Annotated in this window: 23 protein-coding genes and 2 pseudogenes; 15 read left to right on the top strand and 10 right to left on the bottom strand. The window is 66.9% G+C overall.

What is annotated here, in order from left to right:
• Positions 1–65: 65 nt before the first annotated feature.
• Together sdhA and AC5RW2_RS27765 are read left to right on the top strand one after the other, a co-directional pair.
• Positions 66–1,853: a succinate dehydrogenase flavoprotein subunit gene (sdhA, locus tag AC5RW2_RS27770; RefSeq protein ID WP_493940215.1), complete on the top strand. Its 1,788-nt coding sequence runs from the start codon at positions 66–68 to the stop codon at positions 1,851–1,853.
• Positions 1,853–2,635, top strand: a complete 783-nt coding sequence (locus tag AC5RW2_RS27765) for a succinate dehydrogenase iron-sulfur subunit (protein ID WP_493963377.1) — start codon at positions 1,853–1,855, stop codon at positions 2,633–2,635. The genes sdhA and AC5RW2_RS27765 overlap by 1 nt, the downstream gene beginning before the upstream one ends.
• Positions 2,636–2,818: 183 nt before the next feature.
• Here the strand turns inward: AC5RW2_RS27765 and AC5RW2_RS27760 are convergent, their stop codons facing one another.
• From AC5RW2_RS27760 to AC5RW2_RS27725, 8 genes and pseudogenes are all read right to left on the bottom strand, one after another.
• Positions 2,819–3,946 (bottom strand): YihY/virulence factor BrkB family protein, encoded by a 1,128-nt coding sequence (locus AC5RW2_RS27760; RefSeq protein WP_493963376.1) that lies wholly within the window; start codon positions 3,944–3,946, stop codon positions 2,819–2,821.
• A complete protein-coding gene (locus tag AC5RW2_RS27755; RefSeq protein WP_493950843.1) occupies positions 3,918–4,517 on the bottom strand; it encodes a 2'-5' RNA ligase family protein in 600 nt (199 codons plus the stop codon). Before AC5RW2_RS27755 ends, AC5RW2_RS27760 begins: the two co-directional genes overlap by 29 nt.
• Before the next feature lie 2 nt (positions 4,518–4,519).
• The gene (gene trpS, locus AC5RW2_RS27750; RefSeq protein WP_493963495.1) at positions 4,520–5,566 is read right to left on the bottom strand and encodes a tryptophan--tRNA ligase; all 1,047 of its coding nucleotides are present in this window, start codon (positions 5,564–5,566) and stop codon (positions 4,520–4,522) included.
• 47 nt (positions 5,567–5,613) lie between these two features.
• On the bottom strand, positions 5,614–6,438 hold the full coding sequence (locus tag AC5RW2_RS27745) for an exodeoxyribonuclease III (RefSeq protein WP_493963494.1): 825 nt from the start codon (positions 6,436–6,438) through the stop codon (positions 5,614–5,616).
• 83 nt (positions 6,439–6,521) lie between these two features.
• Positions 6,522–7,052 carry a hypothetical protein gene (locus AC5RW2_RS27740; protein WP_493963375.1) on the bottom strand — a complete coding sequence of 177 codons (531 nt, stop codon included), beginning with the start codon at positions 7,050–7,052 and terminating at the stop codon, positions 6,522–6,524.
• A 103-nt stretch (positions 7,053–7,155) separates the two neighbouring features.
• A complete protein-coding gene (locus AC5RW2_RS27735) occupies positions 7,156–7,989 on the bottom strand; it encodes an ABC transporter permease (protein ID WP_493963374.1) in 834 nt (277 codons plus the stop codon).
• Positions 7,986–8,660: pseudogene (locus AC5RW2_RS27730) on the bottom strand (ABC transporter permease); the annotation flags it as partial. The gene AC5RW2_RS27735 and the pseudogene AC5RW2_RS27730, both read right to left, overlap by 4 nt.
• 355 nt (positions 8,661–9,015) lie before the next feature.
• Positions 9,016–9,953, bottom strand: a pseudogene (locus AC5RW2_RS27725) (ABC transporter ATP-binding protein).
• A gap of 247 nt (positions 9,954–10,200) precedes the next feature.
• Between AC5RW2_RS27725 and AC5RW2_RS27720 the strand changes: the two are divergent.
• From AC5RW2_RS27720 to AC5RW2_RS27680, 9 genes are read left to right on the top strand one after another with little or no spacing between them, the layout of a single operon-like run.
• Positions 10,201–11,079, top strand: coding sequence for an FAD binding domain-containing protein (locus AC5RW2_RS27720; protein ID WP_493963373.1), 879 nt, complete (start codon positions 10,201–10,203; stop codon positions 11,077–11,079).
• A gap of 3 nt (positions 11,080–11,082) precedes the next feature.
• Positions 11,083–11,598, top strand: a complete 516-nt coding sequence (locus AC5RW2_RS27715; RefSeq protein WP_493963372.1) for a (2Fe-2S)-binding protein — start codon at positions 11,083–11,085, stop codon at positions 11,596–11,598.
• Positions 11,595–14,021: an aerobic carbon-monoxide dehydrogenase large subunit gene (locus AC5RW2_RS27710; protein ID WP_493963371.1), complete on the top strand. Its 2,427-nt coding sequence runs from the start codon at positions 11,595–11,597 to the stop codon at positions 14,019–14,021. Before AC5RW2_RS27715 ends, AC5RW2_RS27710 begins: the two co-directional genes overlap by 4 nt.
• A 1-nt stretch (position 14,022) precedes the next feature.
• A complete protein-coding gene (locus AC5RW2_RS27705; protein WP_493963370.1) occupies positions 14,023–15,045 on the top strand; it encodes an XdhC family protein in 1,023 nt (340 codons plus the stop codon).
• Positions 15,029–15,631 (top strand): nucleotidyltransferase family protein, encoded by a 603-nt coding sequence (locus tag AC5RW2_RS27700; protein ID WP_493963369.1) that lies wholly within the window; start codon positions 15,029–15,031, stop codon positions 15,629–15,631. Before AC5RW2_RS27705 ends, AC5RW2_RS27700 begins: the two co-directional genes overlap by 17 nt.
• Positions 15,628–16,560 carry an AAA family ATPase gene (locus AC5RW2_RS27695; RefSeq protein ID WP_493950852.1) on the top strand — a complete coding sequence of 311 codons (933 nt, stop codon included), beginning with the start codon at positions 15,628–15,630 and terminating at the stop codon, positions 16,558–16,560. Before AC5RW2_RS27700 ends, AC5RW2_RS27695 begins: the two co-directional genes overlap by 4 nt.
• Positions 16,553–17,836 (top strand): vWA domain-containing protein, encoded by a 1,284-nt coding sequence (locus AC5RW2_RS27690; protein WP_493963368.1) that lies wholly within the window; start codon positions 16,553–16,555, stop codon positions 17,834–17,836. Before AC5RW2_RS27695 ends, AC5RW2_RS27690 begins: the two co-directional genes overlap by 8 nt.
• Entirely contained in the window at positions 17,836–18,711 is an 876-nt protein-coding gene (locus AC5RW2_RS27685; RefSeq protein WP_493963367.1) for an SRPBCC family protein, read from the top strand. Before AC5RW2_RS27690 ends, AC5RW2_RS27685 begins: the two co-directional genes overlap by 1 nt.
• A 2-nt stretch (positions 18,712–18,713) precedes the next feature.
• A complete protein-coding gene (locus tag AC5RW2_RS27680) occupies positions 18,714–19,859 on the top strand; it encodes an XdhC family protein (protein ID WP_493950855.1) in 1,146 nt (381 codons plus the stop codon).
• On the opposite strand, the gene AC5RW2_RS27675 is transcribed toward AC5RW2_RS27680, so the two are convergent.
• A complete protein-coding gene (locus AC5RW2_RS27675; protein WP_493950856.1) occupies positions 19,807–20,727 on the bottom strand; it encodes a LysR substrate-binding domain-containing protein in 921 nt (306 codons plus the stop codon). The two genes, AC5RW2_RS27680 and AC5RW2_RS27675, sit on opposite strands and share 53 nt — an antisense overlap.
• Positions 20,728–20,913: 186 nt before the next feature.
• Here AC5RW2_RS27675 and AC5RW2_RS27670 point away from each other — a divergent pair, with 186 nt between their 5' ends.
• From AC5RW2_RS27670 to AC5RW2_RS27655, 4 genes are all read left to right on the top strand, one after another.
• Positions 20,914–22,107: a cytochrome P450 gene (locus AC5RW2_RS27670; RefSeq protein WP_493963366.1), complete on the top strand. Its 1,194-nt coding sequence runs from the start codon at positions 20,914–20,916 to the stop codon at positions 22,105–22,107.
• A 73-nt stretch (positions 22,108–22,180) separates the two neighbouring features.
• Positions 22,181–22,507, top strand: a complete 327-nt coding sequence (locus tag AC5RW2_RS27665) for a 2Fe-2S iron-sulfur cluster-binding protein (protein WP_493950858.1) — start codon at positions 22,181–22,183, stop codon at positions 22,505–22,507.
• A 165-nt stretch (positions 22,508–22,672) separates the two neighbouring features.
• Positions 22,673–22,999, top strand: a complete 327-nt coding sequence (locus tag AC5RW2_RS27660; RefSeq protein WP_493950859.1) for a 2Fe-2S iron-sulfur cluster-binding protein — start codon at positions 22,673–22,675, stop codon at positions 22,997–22,999.
• Positions 23,000–23,046: 47 nt separating this feature from the next.
• Entirely contained in the window at positions 23,047–24,309 is a 1,263-nt protein-coding gene (locus tag AC5RW2_RS27655) for an NAD(P)/FAD-dependent oxidoreductase (RefSeq protein ID WP_493963365.1), read from the top strand.
• 60 nt (positions 24,310–24,369) lie between these two features.
• On the opposite strand, the gene AC5RW2_RS27650 is transcribed toward AC5RW2_RS27655, so the two are convergent.
• Positions 24,370–25,284 carry a LysR family transcriptional regulator gene (locus AC5RW2_RS27650; RefSeq protein ID WP_493950861.1) on the bottom strand — a complete coding sequence of 305 codons (915 nt, stop codon included), beginning with the start codon at positions 25,282–25,284 and terminating at the stop codon, positions 24,370–24,372.
• Positions 25,285–25,369 lie beyond the last annotated feature (85 nt).

The raw sequence follows: 25,369 nt of genomic DNA, 5'->3' as shown, positions 1-25,369 counted from the left end.
TCCCGCTGCCTCGCCGCGGGCATGAAGCGGCGAAATACTTCAGTTCAACAGAAAGAGCATCCAGTATGCAGGTCCATAAGTACGATGTCGTCATTGTCGGTGCAGGTGGCGCCGGTATGCGCGCGGCCATCGAATCCGGCCAGCGCGCCCATACGGCAGTACTGACCAAGCTGTACCCCACGCGCTCCCACACCGGCGCTGCCCAGGGCGGCATGTGCGCCGCACTGGCCAACGTCGAAGAGGACAACTGGGAGTGGCACACCTTTGACACCATCAAGGGCGGCGACTACCTGGTGGACCAGGACGCAGCCGAGGTCATGGCCAAGGAAGCCATCGACGCCGTGCTGGACCTGGAAAAAATGGGCCTGCCGTTCAACCGCACCCCGGAAGGCAAGATCGACCAGCGCCGCTTCGGCGGGCACACCCGCGACCACGGCAAGGCTCCTGTTCGCCGCGCCTGCTACGCCGCGGACCGCACCGGCCACATGATCCTGCAGACCCTGTACCAAAACTGCGTCAAGCACAACGTGGAGTTCTACAACGAGTACTACGTGCTGGACCTGCTGCTGGTGGAGGAAGAGGCCCTCCGCGAAGACGGCACTCCGTACATGCAGAAGCGTGTCGCCGGCGTCGTCAGCTACGACCTGGCCTCCGGCGAACTCCACGTCTTCCAGGCCAAGTCCGTCATCTTCGCCTCGGGCGGCGTGGGCAAGGTCTTCAAGACCACCTCCAACGCGCACACCCTGACCGGCGACGGCATGGGCATCGCGTTCCGCCGCGGCCTGCCGCTGGAGGACATGGAGTTCGTCCAGTTCCACCCGACCGGCCTGGCCGGCTTGGGCATCCTGCTCTCCGAGGCCGCCCGCGGCGAAGGTGGAATCCTCCGCAACGCCGACGGTGAACGCTTCATGGAGCGCTACGCCCCCACCATCAAGGACCTGGCGCCGCGCGACATTGTGGCCCGCTCCATGGCCCTTGAGGTTCGCGAAGGGCGCGGCTGCGGTCCGAACAAGGACTATGTGCTGCTGGACCTGACCCACTTGGAGCCGGCACACATCGACGCCAAGCTGCCGGACATCACCGAGTTCGCCCGCACCTACCTCGGCGTCGAGCCCTACACCGAGCCGGTGCCGGTATTCCCCACCGCGCACTATGCGATGGGCGGCATCCCCACCAACATCAAGGGTGAGGTCCTGCAGGACAACGACACCGTCGTACCGGGCCTGTACGCCGCCGGCGAGGTAGCGTGTGTCTCCGTGCACGGCTCCAACCGCCTGGGCACCAACTCGCTGCTGGACATCAACGTCTTTGGCAAGCGTTCCGGCATCAATGCCGCCGAGTACGCCAAGACCGCGGACTTCGTCGAGCTTCCGGAAAACCCGGAGGCGTACACCATGGAACTGCTCGAGACGGTACGCGGCGGCACCGGTACCGAACGCGTCGCCCAGCTCCGCAAGGAACTGCAGGACATCATGGACGCCAACGTGCAGGTGTTCCGCGACGAGCAGTCCCTGACCGAGGCGCTGAATGTGATCGCATCGCTGCGCGAGCGGTACAAGAACATCAGCGTCCAGGACAAGGGCAAGCGCTTCAACCTGGACCTGCTCGAGGCCGTGGAACTCGGCTTCTTGCTCGATATGGCCCAGGTGATGACCGTGGCGGCGCTGCACCGCACAGAGTCCCGCGGCGGACACTTCCGCGAGGACTACCCGGAGCGCGACGACGAGAACTTCATGAAGCACTCGATGTGCTACCTGGATGTTAATGCTGTGACTGATGTGACGGCTGGCATCCGCATGGATACCAAACCCGTGGTATTCACGCGCTACGAACCGATGGTGAGGAAGTACTAATGACCGCTGAGACTGTGGAACCTGCATCCAAGGTTGAACTCGCTCCGGGTGTCGGCGGCGGCGGCGAAATCCCCAGCTTCGACATCACGCTGAAGGTTCGCCGCTACGATCCCGAGATTTCCGAGGACGCCCGGTGGGACGAATTCAAGCTCACCATGTACGGCACGGACCGTGTGCTGGATGCCCTGCATACGGTCAAGTGGGAGCATGACGGCTCGGTTTCCTTCCGCCGGTCCTGCGCCCACGGCGTCTGCGGTTCCGATGCGATGCGCATCAACGGCCGCAACCGCCTGGCCTGCAAGACCCTGCTGAAGGACCTTGACACCTCCAAGCCGATCACGGTGGAGCCGATCAAGGGCCTGCCGGTGGAGAAGGACCTGATCGTGGACATGGAGCCGTTCTTCCAGTCCTACCGCGAGATCATGCCCTTCCTGATCAACAACGGCCACGAGCCCACCCGCGAGCGGCTGCAGTCCGCGGAGGACCGCGAGCGGTTCGACGACACCACCAAGTGCATTCTCTGCGCCGCCTGCACCTCCTCGTGCCCGGTTTTCTGGACCGACGGCCAGTACTTCGGTCCGGCCGCGATCGTCAACGCACACCGTTTCATCTTCGACTCGCGAGATGATGCCGGTGACATGCGCCTGGAGATCCTCAACGACAAGGAAGGCGTGTGGCGCTGCCGCACCACCTTCAACTGCACCGAGGCATGCCCCCGCGGCATCCAGGTGACCAAGGCCATCGCCGAGGTCAAGCAGGCAGTTCTGAGCCGCTCCGTCTAGCGTCGTACAGCAGTCCGCCCGGGATTTCCCCCAGGACTGCCGCCCGGTGGCGCCGATTCCGTCAAGGAGTCGGCGCCACCGTCGTTTAAGGCTCCAGCCAAGTTGGCTGCGCTACCGAGAGCCTCCCCTCCGCTGCGGCCGTGCGCGTCCGGTGCCAGCGGGCCGCCGTACCTGGCGTTGCAGTCAGACGGCTGCGGCGCCGTCGTTCCGCCGGGCCCCTCTCTGAGGCTTCCGCCGGCGAAGGCCCCACGCCCGCCGCCGCAACGAGCGGCTGCCCCGGCCGCCGGAGAGAGCGTGCCTGGCCACCGCGTCCGCTTTACCGATGGCTCCCCAGGCCGTGGCGATCATGTAGAGCTGGCTGAGCAGGTAGAACCACACGAACAAACCAAGGACGACGGCGAAGGGCGCCAGCAGCCGGTTGTTGCCGACATGGCCCAAGAGGACCGAGGAGAAGTACCTGAGCACGGTACTGCCGGCGCCGGCAATCAGGGCGCACTGAAACATGACCGGGCGCGGCATCCGGATGCCTGACGCGACGCGGAACAGGACCACTGCCACCGCCATGTCCAGCAGCAGCATGATCACGTTGCCGCCGATGCGTGTCAGCGGCACTGCCGCGCCGCCGTCGAATTGAAGCCAATTAACGATCAAGTCCAGGGCGGTATTGGCAACGACGGCGAGGGCAGACGTCACGACCAAGGCCACGGCCAGGATCAGCAGCGTTCCCAAGTCCTTGAGCTTGACCAGGACGATGTTGGTCTTCAGCGGCGGCAGGTCGAAGATGCCGCGCATTCCAGTGCGCAGGCCGGCGATCCAGCCCAGCGAGGTCCAGATCATCACCGCCGTGGAAATGATCAAGCTCAGGCTGAATGCCCTGCCCTGCGAGAACAGCTGCGCGGGTGTAACCAGGCCTCCACCTTGCTCACCGGTGGTATTGATCAATCCCGGCGTGGTCTGGTCCAGCACCCGAATGATGGCCAGTTGCAGTTCACGATTGCCGGAGACCACTAGGCCGAGGATGGAAAACCCGGCAACCAGCATCGCCGCCACGGAAAAGAACAAGTTGTAGGCGCAGCCGGCGGCCATCAAGGGCCCATGCCGCAGTCCGTAGAGATTGAAGACGCGCATCAGGCGCCAGCAGTTGAGCTGCGCCAGCCTGTACTGGGAGCTCGCCAGCAGGCCCTTCCATCGGCCGTCTTCGCGCTTGGCCCGGCCCGCGTCCCGCCGCAGCCTTAGCGCAGCGAGGACCATTTGCTGCCGTTGCAGCGGATCCGGCCTTTCCTCAGCCTTCTCCTGCGGATTCGGCGCCAAAGGTCAACTCTTCCCGTAGATTCCACACACCCGTCGCATCGTGCTCGTAGAGGCCCATGCTACTAACGCGGAAGGAGGCGTCATAGTCGGCGAGCTTGCACTCGGCCGAATCCATACTGGCTTCGCTGACATCGTGGGCCACGGTCACATGCGGGTGGAAGTCGAACTCGAGGTCGTGTTCCAGCGGCCCAGACTGCAGCTTCCGGTGCAGCTCAACGCAGTCGTCGAAACCGTCCCGGATGCCCAGATAGACCACGGGCGAGACCGGGCGGAAGCTGCCTGTTCCACACATGCCCAAGGTGAAGGGAGCCTGCCTGCGGGCAACCGAGCGGACGTGCTCGGTCGCCTCGTCCCAATCGTGCACCGGGGTGGTGGTAATCAACGTGATGTGCGGCGGTATGACCGCGGCCATGGGGTCGCCGAAGGACGCGCGCCAGCCGCGCAGCTCGCTGGCCATGGGCTCGGGGATCCCGATCACCACTCCGACGCTCCCGACCGCAGGCCGGGCACCCGGGTCAGTACCGCCGTCGTGCTCCACACGGGCAATGCTGTCCTGGTCCTGCTGGCTCATGGCTAGCGCGCGCCTCCGGCGGGAAGAAAACCTACCTTGCTGTACACATCAGCGAGTGTAGCCGACGCAATTGAACGGGCTTTCTGGGCCCCGCGGGCCAACAGCCGGTCAAGTTCGGCCGGGTCGTCCAACAGTTCCTGGGCCCGGGCCTGCACCGGAGCAAGCGTCTCGACGACAACATCGGCCAGATCCACCTTCAGGTGCCCGTACATCTTGCCCTGGTACTCCTGCTCCAGCTGGGCGATGCTTTTGCCGGTGAGCGTGGAGTAGATGGTGAGCAGGTTGGAGATGCCCGGCTTGGCCTCGCGGTCGAAGCGGATCTCGGTGCCGTCGTCGGTGACCGCCGACTTGATCTTCTTGGCCGCCTGCTTAGGGTTGTCCAAAATGTTGATCAAACCGGCAGGTGATTCCGCGGACTTGGACATCTTCGCGGTGGGGTGCTGCAGATCGTAGATCTTCGCCCCCTCCTTGGGGATGACCGCTTCCGGCACCACGAAAGTCTCGCCGAATCGGTGATTGAACCGCTGAGCCAGGTTCCGCGCCAGTTCCAGGTGCTGGCGCTGGTCCTCCCCCACCGGCACGCCGTAGGGGCGGTAGAGCAGGATGTCCGCCGCCATCAGCACCGGGTAGGCGAACAGGCCCACGGTGGCGGCGTCGGTTCCGTTTTTCTGGGTTTTGTCCTTGAACTGCGTCATCCGCGACGCCTCGCCGAACCCGGTCACACAGTTGAGCACCCAGGCCAGCTCGGCGTGCTCGGGAACATGCGACTGGACGAACAGCGCCGTGCGCTCAATGTCGATGCCGCCGGCAATGTACTGCGCGCAGGTGACCCGGGTGCGCTGGGCCAGATCCTTGGGATCGTAGTCCACGGTGATGGCGTGCAGGTCCGGGATGAAGAAGAAGGTTTCGTACTCGTCCTGCAGCCTCACCCAGTTGACCAGGGCGCCCAGGTAGTTGCCCAGGTGCAGCGAGTCGGCCGACGGCTGCATGCCGGAGAGCAGCCTGGGGCGCGAGGCCTGCGGCGGCACCGCCTGCCCGTTGTCCGCCATGGCGGTGTGGGTCGGTTCTGTGGTTCCTGTGCTCATCTGGATGCTTTCTAGAACTGGTAGTCAACGACCAGCGGTGCATGGTCGGAGAAGCGGGCGTCGTAGGTAGCGGCACGGTCAACCACGGCCGCGGTTGCCAGGTCGGCCAGCGAAGGGGTGGCTACCTGGTAGTCGATCCGCCAGCCGGAGTCGTTGTCGAAGGCCTGGCCGCGCCAGGACCACCAGGTATAGGGACCGCTGACCGGGCCGGCCAGCGAGCGGTGCACGTCGCGCCAGCCGATCTCCTCACCGAAGAACCGGTCGAAGTAGGCCCGTTCCTGGGGCAGGAATCCGGCCCGCTTGACGTTGCCCTTCCAGTTCTTGATGTCCAGCTCGGTGTGTCCCACGTTCAGGTCACCGACCACCAGGGCGTAATCCCGCTCGGCTTTCAGCTGCGGGAGCCGATGGCACATGGTGTCCAGGAAGCGGTACTTGTCCACCTGCTTGGGCGTGTCCACCTCGCCGGAATGGACGTAGGCGCTGACCACGGTCAGGGTCTTTTCGCCGTCGATGCCCTCGACGGCGAAGTCGGCCTCCACCCAGCGGCCGGAGGACAGGAAGTATTCGTCGCCAATGTGGCTCCGGGTGGCCGTCGGCGCAACACGGGAGGCAATGGCGACGCCCGCGCGGCCCTTGGCCTCCGCTTCGGCATGCAGGATGTGCCAGTCGCTGCCCAGCAACTCATGCACGACGGCGTCGGGCGCCCGCACTTCCTGCAGGCACAGAATGTCCACGTCCCGGGCGGCCAGCCAGTCGGCCATGCCGCGCTTGTAGGCAGCGCGGATGCCGTTGACGTTGACGCTGGCGATCCGCAGCGTCTTGCCCGCCGGAATCAGTCCGGCCGCTGCGTCGCGGGAGATGGTCGGTGCGGTGAAAACGGTTGCCAAAGTCACCCGACTACCTTACCCAACCCTTCAGTTCAGCTGACAACCGTGCCGGTGACGGTGCCGCCGTCCTCTTCCTTGTGGATCATGCCGCGGCCGTTGTGGGCGGTGATCTCCACCGTTTCCAGGGCGCGGTCCACCATGCCTTCATCTTTGCCGCGGTAGTCGCGGATCACCTTGGCCTGGACCTGGATGATCTTGAAGCTATGGTCCAGTTTTTCGTCCCGCACAGCGTTGGCCCGCGAGATCTGTTCATCAATGACCGCGGTTCCGCCACCGGGAGCAGGGTTCACTCGCCCGGCGTAGTCGGCCTGCACGTTGGCCAGCTTCTCCTTGGCCTTGCGCGTGGCGCCCCGGACGCTGAAGACCACGAACGCGGCCAGGACCAGCCAGGCCAGCGAGACCGCGACCACGATCCAGCCGATGACGTCGTTTTCGTTGGCGGCGAAGATGACTGCCACCAGGAAGACCAGCACCAGCACGGCCAGGCTGATGTTGCCGGCTTTGAGCGGCATCTGCCGGGCGGCGGACGAAACAGAGGAAGAGTCGGGGCCAAGAGATCGCATGGGCCTATTCTCTCAAATCCACGGGCCTGCGTGCGCCGACTCCGCCCACAGCTTGACGCGCCGCCTTCCCTGTGCGGATGGGGCACCCGCTGTGGCGTCCGGCTCAGTTCAGGAAGAGCTTGCGCAGCCGGCCAGTGCTCAGGATCAGCCCCAGCACGATCATGACCAGGAAGTACAGCAGATGGACCAGAATGGCGCCGGTGAAGACGCCGGCGCTGAGCTGGCGCAGCATTTCCACTCCGTGCCAGAGCGGCAGGGCCTGGATCAGCCACTGGATCGGCTCGGGGTAAACGCTGAGCGGATAGAACGTCGCGGAGAACAGGAACATCGGCAGCATGATGAAGTTAATCCAGTCCATTTGCTGGAACGTCTTCATATAGCTGGTGATCGCCATGCCGAAGGACGCGAAGCCGAAAGCCACCACCACGGCGGCCGGAATCATCAACAGCGCCCAGGGGGACGTGATCAAGCCCATGGCGCCCATCACCGCGGTGAATCCTGTGGCGTAAAGCGCACCGCGCAACAGCGCCAGCAGGATCTCGCCCAGCGCCACGTCCAGCGGACCCAGGGAGGTGTACAGCATCCCTTGATAGAGCTTGGCGAAATGCAGCTTGAAGAAGACGTTCCAGGTGGAGTCGTACACCGCACCGTTCATGGCAGAGACAGCCAGCAGCGCCGGGGCGATGTAGTTCGCGTAGCCGATTTCCGTCCCGCCGGGGCCGGTGACGGTGCCGATCAGCGAGCCCAGGCCGATGCCCATGGCCACCAGATACAGGACCGGCTCGACAAAACCGCTGACCATGATCGCCCAGTTGGTGCCCCAGGTGGCCTTCACCCCGCGGGAGAAGACCGCGCGAACGTTGCCGGCATAGAGCGAGCCGAGCGGACGGCGGGACGGTTCCAGCCGCAGCTGCTGCGACGCGATGTGCTGGCTCATTTGCCCAGCCTCCTGATGTAGACGCGGCGCGCGAAAATCCAGCCCACCACGCAGAGGACGGCCAGGTAGGCCACGTGCAGCACGGTCAGCCAGACGGGCTCCACATAGCCGTAGCTGAGCACCCGGCCGAGTTCGGTGGAGTGCCACAGCGGGGAAATCCAGCCGATCCAGCGGACCAGCAGCGGCATGGCTTCCAGCGGGAAGAAAGTGCCGGAGAACAGGAACAGCGGCATCACGATGAACCGCTGCACCAGGGCGAACTGGCCGCGGTCCTCTTCAATGCTGCCCGAGTACGCCATCAGCGGCAGTCCGAAGGACATCCCGGCCAGCGCCGCGGTAAAGATCATCACCCAGCCGGTCGGTTCAACCACCGCGCCGAACAGGACCAGGCATAGAAAGTAGAGCCCGGTGGTCAGCAGCAGACGGGCCAGCACTCCCATGGAGTGCCCGTTGACCAACTGCTGGCTCTGCAGCGGGGAGGCGTTCGGGCCATAGTAGGTCTTGCGCCATTTGAAGCCGGACATGACCGAGTAGGTGTTCTCTTCGCTGGCCACCATGATCGCCGCGGTGGCCAGCAGCGCCGGAGCCACGAACACCAGGTACGGCACTGTCTGGCCGTTGCCGGCGTCCAGCGACACGCTGGTATTGGCGTCCACGAGCGTGGCCAGCCCCACACCCATCGCGAAGAGGTAGACCAGCGGCGTGCCGACGGCCGTCATCAGCACCGTCCAGCCGTAGCCGCGCAGCTGCCGCAGCCAGTGCTCCATGTAGTAGAACGATCCAAAGTTGCGGGCCCGTTCGGCCGACTGCAGCGGTGAAAGCGGCGAGCGCAGACCGGTCACCGACCGGGTGAGCGCGTCGACCTCGCGCAGCGTCAGCTGGGCCGGGACACGGGCTTCCACCGAACCTGCCGCCGCGGCGGCATCCGGTTCCGGCGCCTGCGTCCCGCGGGCGGCAGCGGGCTCGGCCGAGTCCCGTGAGGCGGCTTCCGCCTCGTGCCCGCCGGGTACCTGCGAAGGCTGTTGCTCAGTCAATGAGGCTCCTGCCGGTGAGCCGGAGGAAAACATCCTCCAGACTGGAGCGCCGCACCAGCGACGTGATCGGGCGAAGCCCGCGGTTCGACACCTGCTCGAGCGCCGCCTCGCCGTCGTCGGCATAAATGAGGACGCGGTCGGGGAGCGTTTCAAGCCGCTCACCGATGCCTCCCAGTTCCGGCGCCACGGTGGTTTCCGCTCGGAACCGAACCGAAGCTCAAGGACCTCGCGGGTGGAATGCTCGCGGATCAGGGCAGCCGGCGAACCTTCCGCCATGATTTTGCCCTTGTCGACCACGATCAGGCGGTCACAGAGCTGCTCCGCCTCATCCATGTAGTGGGTGGTCAGGATCAGCGTGACCCCCGCTTCCTTGAGCCGGAAGAGTCGATCCCAGAGGATGTGGCGGGCCTGCGGATCGAGGCCGGTGGTGGGCTCGTCCAGCAGCAGCACCTTCGGATCGTTCATCAGCGAACGGGCAATGGTCAGGCGCCGCTTCATGCCGCCGGAGAGGGCATCGACCTTCGCCTTGGCCTTATCCGTCAGCTGCGCGAATTCCAGCAGCTCGTCGGCCTTGGGCCGCAGGTAGGAATACGGCAGCCCGAAGTAGCGGCCGTAGACAATCAGGTTGTCGCGGACCTTCAGTTCCTCATCCAGGTTGTCCTGCTGCGGGACCACGCCCAGATGCGCCCGCACTTCCGGTCCGTGCTGGTCCGGATCGAGGCCCATGATGCTCAGCTCGCCGGAGGTGCGCTGCGAGACGCCGCCGATCATCCGCATAGTGGTGGACTTGCCCGCACCGTTCGGGCCGAGCAGCCCGAAGGACTCCCCCGGCTGGACGTCGAATGAAATGCCGTCGACGGCGTTGAAATCGCCGTAGGTCTTCACCACATTCCGGGCGGTAATGACGGCGGCGGGCGCCTGCTGCGGCAGCCGGTGTGAAAGAGATGTTTGAGGCACTGCTATAGCCTAGATCACATCACTGATTGAGGAAAGCCAATCAGGGTCATTCTGCCCAACTCCACCAAGGCAACGGCCTTGAGCTGGTTGAAAGTCATGGACATCGCGGATCATAACCTTTCGCTTATGAGGATCTTGACACCCCTCGGAGCAAGGAGCAACATGTGCCTCATGGGGGGCCCCTCAACGGTGAGGGTGACGTGTCTTTGAGGGGTAGACCATGCAGATTCCTGCTCCGTTTGACTATGTCCGGGCCAGCGACGTGGACGACGCGCTTGCCCTGCTGGAACGCCATGGGCCGGAGTCCCGGCTGGTGGCCGGCGGGCACAGCCTGCTGCCGATGATGAAGCTCCGGCTGGCGCGGCCGGAGCGGTTGATCGACATCAACGGCCTGGCCGAGATCGACTTGATGGTGCGCGACGGGGACGTGTTCAGGGTCGGCGCCCTGACCCGCCACACCACGCTGTTCGAGTCGGCGGAGATCGCGCAACTGTTCCCGATGGTCACCGACGCCGAGCGGTTCATCGCCGATCCAGTGGTGCGCAACCGCGGCACGATCGGCGGTTCGCTCTGCCAGGCTGATCCGGCCGAGGACCTCTCCACGGTATGCGACGTGCTCGGGGCGGAGGCAGTGATCCGCGGCTCCTCCGGCGAGCGCACCGTTTCCATGGATGAGTTCCACCACGGCCCATATGAGACCGCCGTCGGCCAAAACGAACTTCTGGCGGAGGTCCGGATCCCGATCCGCGAGCGGGCCAGCAGCGCCTACGAAAAGGTGGAACGCCGGGTGGGCGACTGGGCGACGGCAGCCGCTGGAGCGGCGGTGGCGCTGGCGGCGGACGGCAGCATCGCGGAGGCATCGGTCGGGCTCACCGCGGTGGGACTGAACGGAACGGTCCCCGGCGTCGACGCGGCGTTGAACGGCCGCCGACCGAGCGAAGACCTGTTCACGGAAGCCGGGCGGCTGGCCGCCGAAGCGTGCGATCCGGTGGCTGACCAGCGCGGCGGCATCGACTACAAGCGGCATCTTGCCGAGGAACTGACCCGGCGGGTGCTGCGCCGCGCCTGCGCCCGGGCATCCGAGCTACAGGAAGGCTGAACCATGCAGATCAGCATGCTTGTCAATGGCACTGAGGTAACCCGCGACGTCGAACCCCGGGTGCTCCTGGTCCATTTCATTCGGGAAGACCTCGGCCTAACCGGAACCCACTGGGGCTGTGACACCAGCAACTGCGGCACCTGCGTGGTGTTGATGGACGGGCAGCCGGTGAAATCCTGCACCGTGCTGGCTGCGATGGCGGACGGACACGAGATCCAGACGGTGGAGGGGCTGGGCCGCAATGGCGAACTGGACCCGGTCCAGCAGGGATTTATGGAGGAGCACGGGCTGCAGTGCGGCTTCTGCACCCCCGGCATGATGCTCACCGCCCGCGCCCTGCTGGATAAGAACCCGCATCCCGGCGACGGCGAAATCCGCCAGGCGATCTCCGGCCAAATATGCCGCTGCACCGGCTACGCCACCATCGTCCGCTCAATCCAATGGGCAGCGAACCACCCCGGCGGCAAAACCACTCCGGTGGACGCTGCCGCAAGTGAAGCTGAAGAGGTGACGGCATGACCACCATCGAGGAGCGGCTGGAGTCGCAGGGCCCGGGCCACGGCGCCCGCCCGGGAAATCCGGCCGCGGGAGACACGGACCGGCCGATCGGATTCGGCCGGATCCAGCGGAAGGAAGACCCGCGGTTCATCCGCGGCAAGGGCCGCTACGTTGACGACATTGTGCTGCCGGGCATGCTGCACGGCGCGATCCTGCGCGCCCCCGTGGCGCACGCCAGGCTGGTCTCGATGGACACGTCCGAGGCGCTGGCCCATCCGAAGGTCAAGGCAGTCATCACCGGCAAGGACTTGGAAGCCTTGAACCTTGCCTGGGCACCGACACTATCCGCGGACGTGCAGGCCGTGCTGGTGACGGACAAGGTTCGGTTCCAGGGCCAGGAGGTCGCGTTCGTCGTCGCCGAGGACCGCTACGCCGCCCGTGATGCGCTGGAACTGATCGACGTCGAATATGACATCCTGCCGCCGGTCATCGACGCCCGGAAAGCGCTCGACGCAGATGCCCCCGTTATCCGCGACGATCTTGAGGGCCGCACCGACAACCACATTTTCGATTGGGAGGTCGGCGATGCGGACGAAACCGAGGCAGTGTTCGCCGCGGCCGACGTCGTCGTCGCCCAGGACATGGTCTACCCGCGGGTTCATCCTGCCCCGATGGAAACCTGCGGTGCGGTGGCGGACTACGATCCCATCGACGGCGCGCTGACCCTCTATGAGACCACCCAGGCGCCGCATGCGCACCGCACCCTGTATGCGATGGTGGCCGGCATACCCGAGCACAAAATCCGCGTGGTGTCCCCGGACATCGGCGGCGGCTTCGGCAACAAGGTGGGCATCTATCCGGGCTACGTCCTCGCCGTCGTCGGGTCCATTGTCACCGGCAAGCCGGTCAAGTGGGTGGAGGACCGCTCGGAGAACCTGATGTCCACCTCCTTCGCCCGGGATTACCTGATGCGCGGCGAAATTGCCGCCACCAAGGACGGCAAGATCCTGGCCCTGCGGACCACTGTGCTGGCCGACCACGGCGCGTTCAACGCCACCGCCCAGCCCAGCAAGACCCCGGCCGGCTTCTTCAGCATCTTCACCGGCAGCTACGACCTGCAGGCGGCGCACTGCAAGGTCACCGGCGTCTACACCAATAAGGCGCCGGGCGGCGTCGCCTATGCCTGTTCCTTCCGGGTCACCGAGGCCGCGTACCTGGTGGAACGCATGGTGGACGTGCTGGCACGCAAGCTGGAAATGGATCCGGCCGAACTGCGGCTAAAGAACTTCATCCGGCCCGAGCAGTTCCCCTACGCCAACAAGACCGGCTGGGAATACGACTCGGGAAATTACGAACCTGCCATGCGGCTGTCCATGAAAATAGCCGGCTACGAGGACCTGCGCCGCGAGCAGGCCGAGAAGCGCGAGCGCGGCGAGCTGATGGGCATCGGCGTCTCCTTTTTCACCGAGACCGTCGGCGCCGGCCCGCGCAAGCATTTCGACATCGTGGGCCTGGGCATGGCCGACGGCGCCGAACTGCGGGTCCACCCCACCGGCAAGGCCGTGGTCCGGCTGTCGGTGCAATCGCAGGGGCAGGGCCACGAGACCACCTTCGCGCAGATCGTGGCCGAGGAACTGGGCATCCCGCCGGAGGACATCGACGTGGTGCACGGCGACACCGACCAGACGCCGTTCGGCCTGGGCACCTACGGCAGCCGCTCCACGCCGGTGAGCGGCGGGGCGGTGGCGCTGGTGGCCCGCAAGGTCCGGGACAAGGCGAAGTTCATCGCGGCCGCGATGCTCGAAACCCGTCCCGAGGACCTGGAATGGGAGAAAGGCCGCTGGTTCGTCAAGGGCGACCCCACCGCCGGGAAGACGATGGCGGAAATCGCCTTGGGCGCCCACGGCACCGTCGCACTGCCCGAAGGGATCGACGGCAACCTCGACGCGGTGGTCACCTACGATCCCCCGAACCTGACCTTCCCGTTCGGCGCCTACATCTGCGTGGTCGACGTCGACCCCGGCACCGGCCGCGTGAAAGTCCGCCGGTTCGTTGCGGTGGACGACTGCGGCACCCGGATCAATCCGATGATCATTGAAGGCCAGGTCCACGGCGGCCTGACCGACGGCGTCGGGATGGCGCTGATGGAGATCATCGAATTCGACGAGGACGGCAACTGCCTGGGCGGCTCCTTCATGGACTACCTGATCCCGACGGCGATGGAGGTTCCGGATTGGGAAACCGGATTCACGGTCACGCCGTCGCCGCACCATCCCATCGGCGCGAAGGGCATCGGCGAATCCGCCACGGTGGGGTCCCCGCCGGCCATCGTCAACGCCGTTGTTGACGCACTGGCGCCGTTCGGGGTCACGCACATGGACATGCCGTGCACCCCCGCGCGTGTCTGGGAGGCCATGCAAGGCCGGCCGAGGCCACCGGTGTGATATGCCGCTACGAGAGATGGCCCTGGCCGCCAGGGCCGATGAACTGAGCAGGCGGCGGGAACCTTATGTCCGGGCCACCGTGGTCCGGGCCCAGCATCCGACCAGCGCCCGTGCCGGCGACACAGCGCTGGTTCTTGCCGGCGGTGCCATCGAAGGGTTCGTGGGCGGGAACTGCGTGGAAGCGTCGGTGCGCGACTACGGGCTGCGGACCTTGGCCTCCGGCGAGCCGCTGCTGCTGCGGGTGATGCCGGGCGAGCCGGTCCGCAACCACGAGGAGGGCGCGGTCACGGTTGCGAATCCGTGCCTCAGCGGCGGCTCGGTGGAAATCTTCCTGCAGCCGCACCTGCCGCCGCCCCGGGTCGTGGTGGTCGGCGCCGGCCCGATAGCGCAGGCGCTGGCCGCCCTGGGTTCGGTGCTGGGCTTCGAACCGGAGTTGGTGCCCGGCAGCGCGGCGGAACCCCGGCCGGACGATGCGGCGCTCATCGTCGCCTCGCACGGCCGGGAGGAGGAAGCCGCCCTCACCGCGGCGCTGCAGGCCTCGGTCCCCTACGTGGCGCTGGTGGCCAGCGAACGCCGCGGCAGCGAGGTTCTCGCCTCGCTGGACGTGGACGAGGAGCTGAGGTCCCGGGTGCACTGCCCGGCCGGATTAGCGCTCGGCGCCCGCACGCCGGAAGAAACGGCGCTGGCCATCTTGGCGGAGCTGGTCTCCGAACGCTCCGCAGCGGGCGCGGCCCGTCCAACGGCAGCAGGCGCGGGCCGTCCGGAGGCCGCAGTGGACGGCGTCCAACCAACAGCCGGAGCGTCCAACGTCGAACCGACAACCGCAGCAGACGGCGTCGAACCGGCCGCCGAGCCAGGCTCGGCTGAGCCAGCCACTGCGTTGGACCCGGTCTGCGGCATGACCGTTCCGGCCATACACGCCACCCTGCATGTGGAACACTCCGGCACAACGGTTTACTTCTGCTCCGCCGGCTGCCGGGCCGCATTCCTCAAGGATCCGGAGCACTATGCCGTCGTCTCCTGAACATCGGATCGCCGCCCTGGTGCTGGCTGCGGGAGGTTCCCGCAGGCTCGGCCGGCCCAAGCAGCTGCTGCCTTACGGTGCCGGCGTGCTGCTCGACGCCGTGCTTGGCACCGCCCGCGCGTCCGGGTTCGACCAGATCGTCCTGGCCCTGGGCGGAGCCAGTGATGCGGTGCGGCGCTCCGTGGACACCAGCGGCTGCGATGTGATGGACAACCCGGCGTACGCTGACGGCTGCTCGTCTTCGATTGCGGCGGCCATTCCCGCGCTGCACCCGCAGACCGAAGCCGTGGTGCTGTTGCTCGGCGACCAGCCCGGAGTAACGCCGGCCACGGTGCACACGCTGCTCGCCGCACGGTGCGACGCCCCGCTGGCGGTGTGCCATTACGACGACGGCGTGGGCCATCCGTTCGCGTTCCACCGCTCGCTGTTCCCGCTGCTGGCCCAGCTGCACGGCGACAAGGCGGTGTGGAAGCTGCTGGCGCAACGCGCCGTCGTCGAGGTCGCCATCCCGGGACCGATCCCGCTGGACGTGGACACCGAGGACGATTACCGGCAGGTCCTCGCCGTCCTGCGGAGCACGCGGTGACCTCGCCGGCGCGCACCGACGCGCAGGACGGCAGCCAGGCGGAGGTCCGGAACCGGATTCCGGACGTGGAATCGCTGATCGCGTCGCTGGACGCGGTGGACTACGTCGCCGACACGGGCCTGGCCACCGCGCTGTTCCTGGCCCTGCGGCTCCCGCAGCCGATCCTGCTCGAAGGCGAAGCCGGGGTGGGCAAGACCGAAGCCGCCAAGGCGCTGGCCCAGGTGCTGGACACTCCCCTGTACCGGCTGCAGTGCTACGAGGGCATCGACGCCGGCGAAGCGTTGTACGAGTGGAACCACCAGCGCCAGCTGCTGGGCATCCGGCTGGCGGAAGTGCAGCACAGCGAACTGGCCGAAACGGACCTCTTCGCCGAGAAATACCTGCTGCGCCGCCCGCTGCTGCAGGCCATCGAGCACCCGGGCCCGCGGCCGGCCGTGCTGCTGTTGGACGAGATCGACCGGGCGGACGCCGAGTTCGAAGCCTTTACCTTTGAACTGCTCGCCGAAGCTGCCGTCAGTGTCCCCGAGCTGGGAACCATCCGTGCTGTGCATCCGCCGATCATCGTCCTGACCTCCAACCGGACCCGCGACCTGCACGACGCGCTCACCCGCCGCTGCCTCTACCACTGGATCGACTATCCGGCCCCGGAGAGGATCGCCGAGATCGTGCGGCGCCGGGTGGCGTCCAGCACCGAATCCATCGCACTGCAGGCGGCGGCCGCCATCGCCCGGCTGCGCTCGTTGGACATGGTCAAGCCGCCTGGCATCGCCGAGGCCATCGACTGGGTGTCCGCGCTCAGCCTGCTGGGGGCGGACCGGCTGGACGCGGCGAGCGCTGAACGGACCTGGGGATCGGTCCTCAAGAACAGGGACGACCTTGAGCTCATCGCCGCCCGCGGCAGCGCGTGGTTGGTCGGCAGCCATGACTGAGCGCGGCATCGACGGCGTCGTGCCACCCGCGGACACGGCGGCATTTTGTGCCGGAATAACGACGGCGCTGCGGCGCGCCGGAGTGCCCACCTCGCCGGACCGCGCGGGCCGGCTGGCCGAGGCGCTGCGTCTGCTGCCGCCGGCCGACCAGACCACGCTGTATTGGGCCTGCCGCGTGGTGCTGGTCTCCGACCGCGAGCAGCTGCCGCTTTTCGACGCCGTGTTCGCGGCGGTCTTCGGCGGTTCCGCCGGCCTCATGCCGGATCCGGCTGAACACCGCGGCGATCCGAACCACCCGCCGTGGTCGGGCCAAGGCGCCACGGAACGGCCCACCGGCGCCGGCAGCCCGTCCGACCACCGCCAGGCACCGGAGGCGGCCCTGCCGCCCGGCATGTTCCCGGCCCGGGATGGATCCGGCTCCGGCGAGGGGCCGCCGCGCGAATCGGTGCTGTTGATGTCCTCGAGCCAGGAGCGGCTGCACCAAACGTCGTTTGCGGAACTGACCGAGGACGAAACCGCCATCATGCGGCATGTGGTCCGCCGGATCGTGCTCTCCACTCCGGTCCGGGACAGCCGGCGGACCCGCCGGTCGGCCCGCAGCAGCTCCCGGCTGGATATCCGCCGCACTGCCCGGACCGCCCGCCGCAACGGTCCCGATGCCACCCGTCTGGTCTTCGCGCAACGGCGGCCCAAGCCCCGTCGGCTCGTCCTGCTGTGCGATGTCTCCGGTTCCATGGAGTCCTACACGCGGATCTTCCTCGCGCTGCTGCAGGGCGCTGCGGCAGGAGCCCGGGCGGAAGCCTTCGTCTTTTCCACCCGGTTAACCCGGCTCACCCGGCAACTGGCCCTCCACGACCCGGACACCGCGCTGGCCCGTGCCGCGGCGGAGGTACGGGACTGGGCCGGCGGCACGCGTCTTGCCGAAAGCCTGCACCGGTTCACCGACGAGTACGGCCGCCAAGGCATGGCCCGCGGCGCCGTAGTGGTGGTCATTTCGGACGGCTGGGCGCAGGAGGATCCCGCCGAGGTGGCCGCGCAGATGCAGCGGCTGCGGCGGCTGGCGTATCGAATCATCTGGATCAATCCGCGTAAGGTGGCGGTAAATTACCAACCGCTGGCTGGCGGGATGGCGGCCGCCCTGCCGTACTGCGACGCGTTCGTCAGCGGCCACAACTACACCGCCTTGTCGGAAGTGGCCGCGGCCATCCGCTCCGACCGCAACCGGGGCTCCGGCCCGCGGACCACCAACCAGTTCACCAGGCAAAGGACACGGTAATGCAGCTTGAACGCACGTTCTCCGTCACCGCACCGATCGGGACGGTTTGGGAAACCCTGATGGACTTCGAACGCGTGGCAGGGTGCATTCCGGGAGCGCAGGTCCTGGAAAAAACCTCGGAGGACGAGTACCAGGTCGCCATGAAGGTGAAGCTGGGACCGGTGACCATGCAGTACAAGGGCACGTTGCATGTGGTGGAGCGCGACGCCGCCGGCCGGCGGGCAACGCTGCAGGGGAAAGCGCGCGAAACACGGGGACAGGGCGCCGCAGAGGCGACGGTGACCATGCAACTGTCCGAGTCCGGAGCCGCCACCGATGGCAGCGTCAACGCCGACCTTACCCTGTCCGGCAAGGCGGCGGCCATGGGCAAGAGCGTGATCGGCAGCGTCACCGACCAGATGCTGGCCGTGTTCACCAAGAACCTGCAGGAGATGATCTCGGCGCAGGAGGCAACGGTGGAAGGCACGGGTACCGGCGAGGCGTCCGGCACCGATGCCGGCCAAGCGGCCGCTTCAGCCGCACCTGCGTCCGTCGCACCGGCTTCCACCGTGTCCACCGTGTCTTCATCCGCCACCTCTTCGCCCTCGGCGCCGCCGTCGACCGCTGCCCAGGCAAAGCCCGAGTCAGCGGCCGAGACGAAGCCGGCCGCGCCGCCGTCGTCCTCCTCCGCCGCCCCTGCTGCCGGGCCGGCAGGACAGCAGGGCGGCAGCAGCCTGGACGGGCTCGCTGTGGCCAAGCACGTGCTCGCCGATCAGCTGCGCAGTCCGAGCAAAGTGCTGTGCCTGGTGTTCGCCGCGGCGGCGTTGGCCCACCTGGCCGGGCGCCGGTCCGGCCGCCGGCAGGCCGTGGCTTTACTGCGGGCCGGAGGCGTATAACCGTGCGGGACGTTTTGGCGGCGCTGCTGCCCGGCTGGGACGCAGGAGAAACGGCAGGTTTGGCCACGGTGGTCCGCACCTTCAAGTCCGCACCGCGTCCGCCGGGCGCGTCCATGGCGGTCACCGCCGGCGGCGAAGCCATCGGCTCGGTCTCCGGCGGCTGCGTGGAGGGTGCGGTGTACGAACTGGCCACCGAGGTGGCCGCGAGCGGCCAGCCCGCACTCGTGCGCTATGGCATCAGCGACGACGAGGCGTTCTCGGTGGGACTGACCTGCGGCGGGATCCTCGACGTCTTCGTGGAGCCGCTCTCCCGCGGGACCTTCCCCGGACTCGACGAGGTCGCCGCCGATATCGCCGCATCCCGCCCGGTGGGCATTGCCACGGTGATTGAGCACCCGGATCCGGCGTGGCTGGGACGGCATTTGGTGGTCCGCCCGGACGGCTTCGACGGCGATCTGGGAACCGATCGCGTGAACCACGCCGTTGCCGACGACACCCTGGGGCTGCTGGCTGCCGGCCGGAACTCAACACTGACCTATGGGCCCGATGGGCACCGGCGCGGCGAGGGGATGCGCATCTTTTTCGGCAGCTTCGCGCCACGGCCCCGGATGCTGGTCTTCGGCGCCATCGATTTCGCTGCAGCGCTGGCCCGGATGGGGACATTCCTGGGCTACCAGGTCACGGTCTGCGATGCCCGGCCGGTCTTCGCCACCCGCGCGCGCTTTCCGGAGGCGGACGAGGTGGTGGTGCAGTGGCCGCACCAGTACCTGACCGAGCAACTGGAGCAGGACCTGCTGGATGAGCGGACGGTCATTTGCGTGCTGACCCACGACCCAAAGTTCGACGTCCCGCTGCTCGAGGTGGCCCTGCGGGGGAGCAAGACGGCCTATGTGGGGGCGATGGGTTCACGGCGCACCCACGACGACCGGCTGCAACGGCTGCGCGAAGCAGGCCTGACCAACGAGGAACTGTCCCGCCTGCACAGCCCGGTCGGGCTGGACCTCGGGGCACGCACCCCGGAGGAAACCGCGGTGTCCATCGCGGCCGAAATCATCGCCCGGCAATGGGGCGGCAGCGGCCAACCGCTGGGCGAACTCAGCGACCGGATCCACCACGACGAGGCGCATGAGCCTCAACCGCAACCCTGACCATCTCTGCAGCCCGGTCGGTCAGCCTGATTCCTTCAGGCCAGACGATCTTCACGTTAACCGGCCGGACCGCGGGCTCGATCGGCAAGGCGGTGAAGGGTCGGCCCTCGTAGGTGGCGTCACCGGCCGGGCGCTGCACCAGCACGGAGTAGCCGATGCCGCGCCCCACCAGCGAACGGGTCAGTTCGAAGTCCGTGGTGCGGTACCGGATCTTGGGCACCACCGAAGCGTCGCGGAACACGGACATGGTGTGATGGCTGCTGGGCGGGGCATCCAGCAAGATCATCGGCTCCTCGGCCAGGTCCGCCAGCGCCACTGTTTCCCGGCTGGCCAACCGGTGGCCTGCAGGCAACAGCGCATAAGCCTGCATGGTGTCCAGCTGCACCGACTCCAGCCCGGGCCGCAGGTCCATGTCGTACACGATGGCCAGGTCCAGTTCGCCGGCGACCAATTTGTCCTGGACGGCGTCCTGGGTGCCTTCGACGACATCCAGTTGCACTTTCGGGTGCTCAGCGGCGAAGAATTCAAGCAGCCCGGGCAGCACGGTCGGCGCCAGGGTCAGGTAGCAGCCCACCACCAGCGGACCCGCCAGCTCTCCCCCGCCGCTGCTGGTGCTGAGCTCGAGTTCCTCGGCTTCGCGCAGGAACGCCGCCGCCCGCGCGTGCAACTGCCGGCCCGCCGGGGTCAGGCTGACGCCGTGCGCCTTGCGGCGGACCGTCAACTGCGTTCCGAAAATCCGCTCAAGCTCTTTCACCGCGGCAGCCACCGCGGTCTGCGAGACGTGCAGTTCGTCCGCAGCGGCGGCAATGGTGCCGGCGTCGGCCACCGCAACGAAGTACGCCAGCTGCCGCAAGGTGTACCGGACCATGCAATCCTCCTGCTGCAAACAACTACCAAACTTTTCCGGTGGATATTTCCATAAAATATGAACTTTACCGGCGGATATGTCTGCTGTCACACTCATTCGAGACACACCTCACGTCCCACGACGTGAGACCAGCCGGACAGCAACCGGGACAGCAGGTCCCGGCCGCCACACACCAGGAGACCGAGCATGACCGCCGCCGCTACCGAAGCCCACCAGGTTCCCACCGCGGAGTGGGTCACCATCCCGGATCTCTACCGGAACCCGTACCCGATCTACCAGAAGCTGCGCGCAGAGTCCCCGGTGCACTGGGTGCCCGCCGTCAACCGGTACATGGTCACCAGCTACCAGGCCTGCCATGTGATCGAACAGGATCAGGAGCGCTTTTCCGCCGACGAGACCAACTCGCTGATGAAGCGGGCCATGGGCCACTCGATGCTGCGCAAGGACGACCCGGAACATGACGTGGACCGGAAGTCCTACGGCAATGTGCTGCGGCCCAAAGCGATCAAGGAACACTGGAACGCCATTTTTCAGGCCAATAGCGACAAGTACATGGCGCAGTTGAAGGCAGCGGGACCGGGCGCCGACTTCGTCTGGGATTACGCCGCTCCCTACGCCGCGGAGAACCTGCGGCTGATCATGGGCTTTCACAACGCCACCCAGGAAGACATGCAGCGTTGGTCGCAGACCATGATCGACGGCACCGGCAACTACGCCGACGATCCCGAGGTTTGGGCCAAGTCGGAACAGTCCTACAACGAGGTCGACGATGCAATCGACGAGATCCTGCCCTACCTGCGCAAGAACCCTGATTCCAGCCTGCTCTCCGGAATGACGTCGATGCCGATCCCGCTCGAAGCCATCCGGGCAAACATGAAGATGACCATCGGCGGAGGGCTGAACGAACCGCGCGATGTCCTGGGCACCACGGTATGGGCGTTGCTGGCCAATCCGGATCAGCTGGCCCAGGTGCTGGCCGACGAGACGCTGTACGCCCGGGCCTTCGAAGAATCCGTGCGCTGGGTGGCACCCATCGGCATGTACCCGCGGGAAGTGAAACACGACACCGTGCTGGAAGGCGTCCAGTTGCCGGCCGGCTCCCGGCTAGGCATCGTCGTGGGCGCTGCCAACCGCGATCCGGCGGTCTTCGAGGATCCCGAGTCGTTCAACATCAACCGGGAGAAGAAGCCGCACCTGGCCTTCGGCGGCGGGAACCACTTCTGCGCCGGCGCCTGGGTGGCCCGGGCCTCGGTGGCACAGATCGCCATGCCGCAGGTCTTCCGCGAACTGCCGAACCTCCGTCTGGATCCGGACAACGCGCCGGTAGACGCCGGCTGGGTCTTCCGCGGCATGACCAAAATGCCGGTGCTCTGGGGTTAAGCCCTAGGCCGTTCCTCCCATTCCCACTTCCCCCTCTCCCCCACCTACACGCCGACAGCAAGGACAGCTCCCCATGGCAAAGATCAGTTTCCACCACTCCGACGGCAACGTTGACGTTCTGGACGTCGACCCCGGCACCTCGCTGATGCGGGCCGCCGTCACCAACGGCGTCGACGGGATCGTCGGCGAATGCGGCGGCCAGGCGATGTGCGCCACCTGCCACGTCTACGTCCGGCCCGAATACCTCGACGGGCTGCCGGAAATCGGCGACGACGAAGAAGAAATGCTCGAGTGCACCGCCGGACCCCGGGACGAGGCCCGCAGCCGCCTGGGCTGCCAGATTGTGGTCGGCGACGAACTGGAACAGATTGAAGTGGACGTCCCGGACGACCAGATCTAAGCCGCGCGGCCCCGGCCGTGCTGGCGCCCCCGGCTGGGCCGGCCCCGGCGCGGCCGGTGTGCGCGGCCCGCAAACTAAGCTGACCAAAGCCGCCACAGCTACCGCCAGCCGGCGCGCCATGCTGCACCTACGATCAAGGTTCGGACCCAAACAAGGAGAAGAATCTTGGCAAAAATCACCTACCACCACGCCGACGGGAACGTCGACAGCCTCGCTGCCGACTCTGGCATGACGGTCATGATGACCGCGGTGATCAACGGTGTTGACGGCATCATCGGCGAATGCGGCGGCCAAGCCATCTGCGCCACCTGCCATGTCTACGTCGGCGAAGAATACTTGGACGGCCTGCCCGCCATCAGCGCCGCCGAAGAGGAAATGCTTGAAACCACCGTGTCTCCCCGCGATCCGGCCCGCAGCCGCCTTGGCTGCCAGCTCATCGCCGGAGACCACTTCGACAACCTCGAAGTCGATATTCCCGACGAACAGGACTGACCCGGCCGCCTCGGCTGGCATGCTTGTCCCTTACTGAAAGGCCTTCCATGAACACGATGACTGATCCGGAAAACGTAGTTGTTGTTGGCAACGGCCAGGCCGGCATCCAGCTGGTGGATTCGCTGCGCAAGGAAGGCTACACCGGGGCGATCACGCTGCTCGGCGAGGAACCGCACCACCCGTACCAGCGCCCGCCGCTGTCCAAGGACTACCTCGCCGCTGGCACGGACCCGGTCCCGCTGCCCTTGCGCCCGGAAAAGTTCTTCACCACCAACGACGTCGATGCCCGCTTGGGCGTGCGTGTCACCTCCATCGACCGCGCCGCGGAGGCCGTCACCCTCGACGACGGTGCCACGCTGGCCTATTCGACCCTGGTGCTGGCCACCGGCGCCGCCAACCGCGAACTCACCGTCCCTGGCGCCGGCCTGGCCGGCATCCACGGGCTGCGCACCCTCACCGACGCCCAAGCGCTGCACGCCCGCCTCGATGCGGTGCGCTCCGTCGTCGTGATCGGTGCCGGCTTCATCGGCCTGGAGTTCGCCGCCGCCGCCCGCGCCCGCGGCCTGGACGTCACCGTGCTCGAGTACGCGGACCGGCCGATGGGACGGGCCTTGACCCCGGTGATGAGCGGCTTCTTCGCCGACGCCCACCAGCGCCTCGGCGTCACCCTGCGCCTGAGCGAAGGCATCGCCTCCTTCGACGGCAACGCCGCCGGGCACGTCACCGCCGCGGTCTCCACCACTGGGCTCCGCTACCCGGCCGACCTGGTGCTGGTCGGCGTCGGCGTCACCCCGCGCACCGAACTCGCCCAAGCCGCCGGCCTCGAGGTGGAAAACGGCATCGTGGTCGACTCCGCCATGCGCAGCTCCGACCCGGACATCTACGCCGTCGGCGACTGCGCGTCCTTCCCGAACGCCCACGCCGGGACCCGCACCCGGCTGGAATCCGTGCAGAACGCCACCGACCAGGCCCGGCACGCCGCCAAGTCAATCCTCGGCACCGAGGAACCCGGACACTACGCCGACCTGCCCTGGTTCTGGTCCAACCAGGGACCACTGCGCCTGCAGATCGCCGGCCTGGTAGCCCCCGGCGACCAGACCGTGCTCCGCGGCAACCCCGCAGACGAGAAGTTCTCCGTGTTCTGCTTCCGCAACGGCACCCTGGCCGCGGTCGAATCCGTCAACCAACCCGCCGACCACATGGCCGCCCGCCGCCTGCTCACCGCCGGCCGCACCCTCACCCCCGAACAAGCCGCCGACCCCAACTTCGACCTCAAGGGCTACTCCAAACAACAAACCGCCACGGTCTAGCGCCAAACGCGCGGGAGCGCCCCCGTCAGCGTGGCCGCGGAAGCGCCACGCACGAGTGCCTTACCCGGCGGCGCTTCCGCTGAGCGCCCGCACCGTATGGCCCAACACCGCCTCCGCCCGCGGGCTGAGGACCATGGTGTCGGGCCAAATGGCGCACATGGTGGTTTGGGATACCGGAGGGGACAGCGGGCGCACCGCCACGCTCCTTCCCTCGACGGTCACGGCCGGGGCTTCCGGCCGTGACATCAGCAGCGCGTAGCCCAGTCCGCGGCCGACTAGCGCCTGCACCAGCACCACTTGCGGCATGGACGACACGATGCGCGGACGAAGTCCCCGATCGGCAAACACCCGGTAAGTATTTGCGGTGCTGGGGCTCGATTCGTACATGATCAGCGGCTCGTCCGCCAGATCTGCCAAGTCCACCGTGGGCTGGGCGGCCAGCGGGTGTTCAGGGTGCAGCACCGCCTGCAGCTCGGTCTGGTAAATCGTGCGCTGATGATAACCGGCCGGGAGCTCCATGTCGTACACCATGGCCAGATCCAGCTGGCCGGCATCCAGCGCGGGGAGCAGCTCGTCATGGGAACCAACAGTCACGTCCACGCTGATCCCCGGGTACTGTTCCGGCAACTGGTCGAGCACCGAAGGCAGGACCGTACTGGCAAAGCTCGCAAAGCAGCCCAGCCGCACCGGCCCCTTGAGCTCCCCGGCGGCACCGGTCAGGTCGTTGATGAGCGCGTCGGCATCGCGCAGCAGTTGGCGGGCACGCTGGGCGAAGAACTGCCCGGACGGGGTCAGCTGCAAACCCAGCGCCTTGCGCCGGACGCAAAGTTGTTCACCGGCGGCCCGCTCCAGCGCCGTGATGGCCTGGGACAGCGCGGACTCTGAGATGCGCAGGCTCGCTGCCGCCGAACTAAGCGTCGGGTGATCGGGAAGGGCGGCGAAAAGCTCAAGTTGCCGCAGGGTGAAGTGCGCCACGGTTCTTCAGTCCAGTCAAAGATGTTTATCGGTTTTCTGAAGTTTACCAATAGAAGTAAGGCGTGTCACAATGAGTGATAAGTTC

Source organism: Arthrobacter sp. B0316-1-20, assembly GCF_059091865.1.
The sequence above is the reverse complement of the archived record's forward strand: the minus strand, read 5'-3'. Positions and strand labels throughout refer to the sequence as shown.

Coding starts and splice junctions, on each gene's coding strand:
- sdhA (WP_493940215.1), top strand. CDS start 66: ATGCAGGTCCATAAGTACGATGTCGTCATTGTCGGTGCAGGTGGCGCC.
- AC5RW2_RS27765 (WP_493963377.1), top strand. CDS start 1,853: ATGACCGCTGAGACTGTGGAACCTGCATCCAAGGTTGAACTCGCTCCG.
- AC5RW2_RS27755 (WP_493950843.1), bottom strand. CDS start 4,517: ATGAGCCAGCAGGACCAGGACAGCATTGCCCGTGTGGAGCACGACGGC.
- trpS (WP_493963495.1), bottom strand. CDS start 5,566: ATGGCGGACAACGGGCAGGCGGTGCCGCCGCAGGCCTCGCGCCCCAGG.
- AC5RW2_RS27740 (WP_493963375.1), bottom strand. CDS start 7,052: ATGCGATCTCTTGGCCCCGACTCTTCCTCTGTTTCGTCCGCCGCCCGG.
- AC5RW2_RS27735 (WP_493963374.1), bottom strand. CDS start 7,989: ATGAGCCAGCACATCGCGTCGCAGCAGCTGCGGCTGGAACCGTCCCGC.
- AC5RW2_RS27720 (WP_493963373.1), top strand. CDS start 10,201: ATGCAGATTCCTGCTCCGTTTGACTATGTCCGGGCCAGCGACGTGGAC.
- AC5RW2_RS27715 (WP_493963372.1), top strand. CDS start 11,083: ATGCAGATCAGCATGCTTGTCAATGGCACTGAGGTAACCCGCGACGTC.
- AC5RW2_RS27710 (WP_493963371.1), top strand. CDS start 11,595: ATGACCACCATCGAGGAGCGGCTGGAGTCGCAGGGCCCGGGCCACGGC.
- AC5RW2_RS27705 (WP_493963370.1), top strand. CDS start 14,023: ATGCCGCTACGAGAGATGGCCCTGGCCGCCAGGGCCGATGAACTGAGC.
- AC5RW2_RS27700 (WP_493963369.1), top strand. CDS start 15,029: ATGCCGTCGTCTCCTGAACATCGGATCGCCGCCCTGGTGCTGGCTGCG.
- AC5RW2_RS27690 (WP_493963368.1), top strand. CDS start 16,553: ATGACTGAGCGCGGCATCGACGGCGTCGTGCCACCCGCGGACACGGCG.
- AC5RW2_RS27685 (WP_493963367.1), top strand. CDS start 17,836: ATGCAGCTTGAACGCACGTTCTCCGTCACCGCACCGATCGGGACGGTT.
- AC5RW2_RS27675 (WP_493950856.1), bottom strand. CDS start 20,727: ATGGTCCGGTACACCTTGCGGCAGCTGGCGTACTTCGTTGCGGTGGCC.
- AC5RW2_RS27670 (WP_493963366.1), top strand. CDS start 20,914: ATGACCGCCGCCGCTACCGAAGCCCACCAGGTTCCCACCGCGGAGTGG.
- AC5RW2_RS27665 (WP_493950858.1), top strand. CDS start 22,181: ATGGCAAAGATCAGTTTCCACCACTCCGACGGCAACGTTGACGTTCTG.
- AC5RW2_RS27655 (WP_493963365.1), top strand. CDS start 23,047: ATGAACACGATGACTGATCCGGAAAACGTAGTTGTTGTTGGCAACGGC.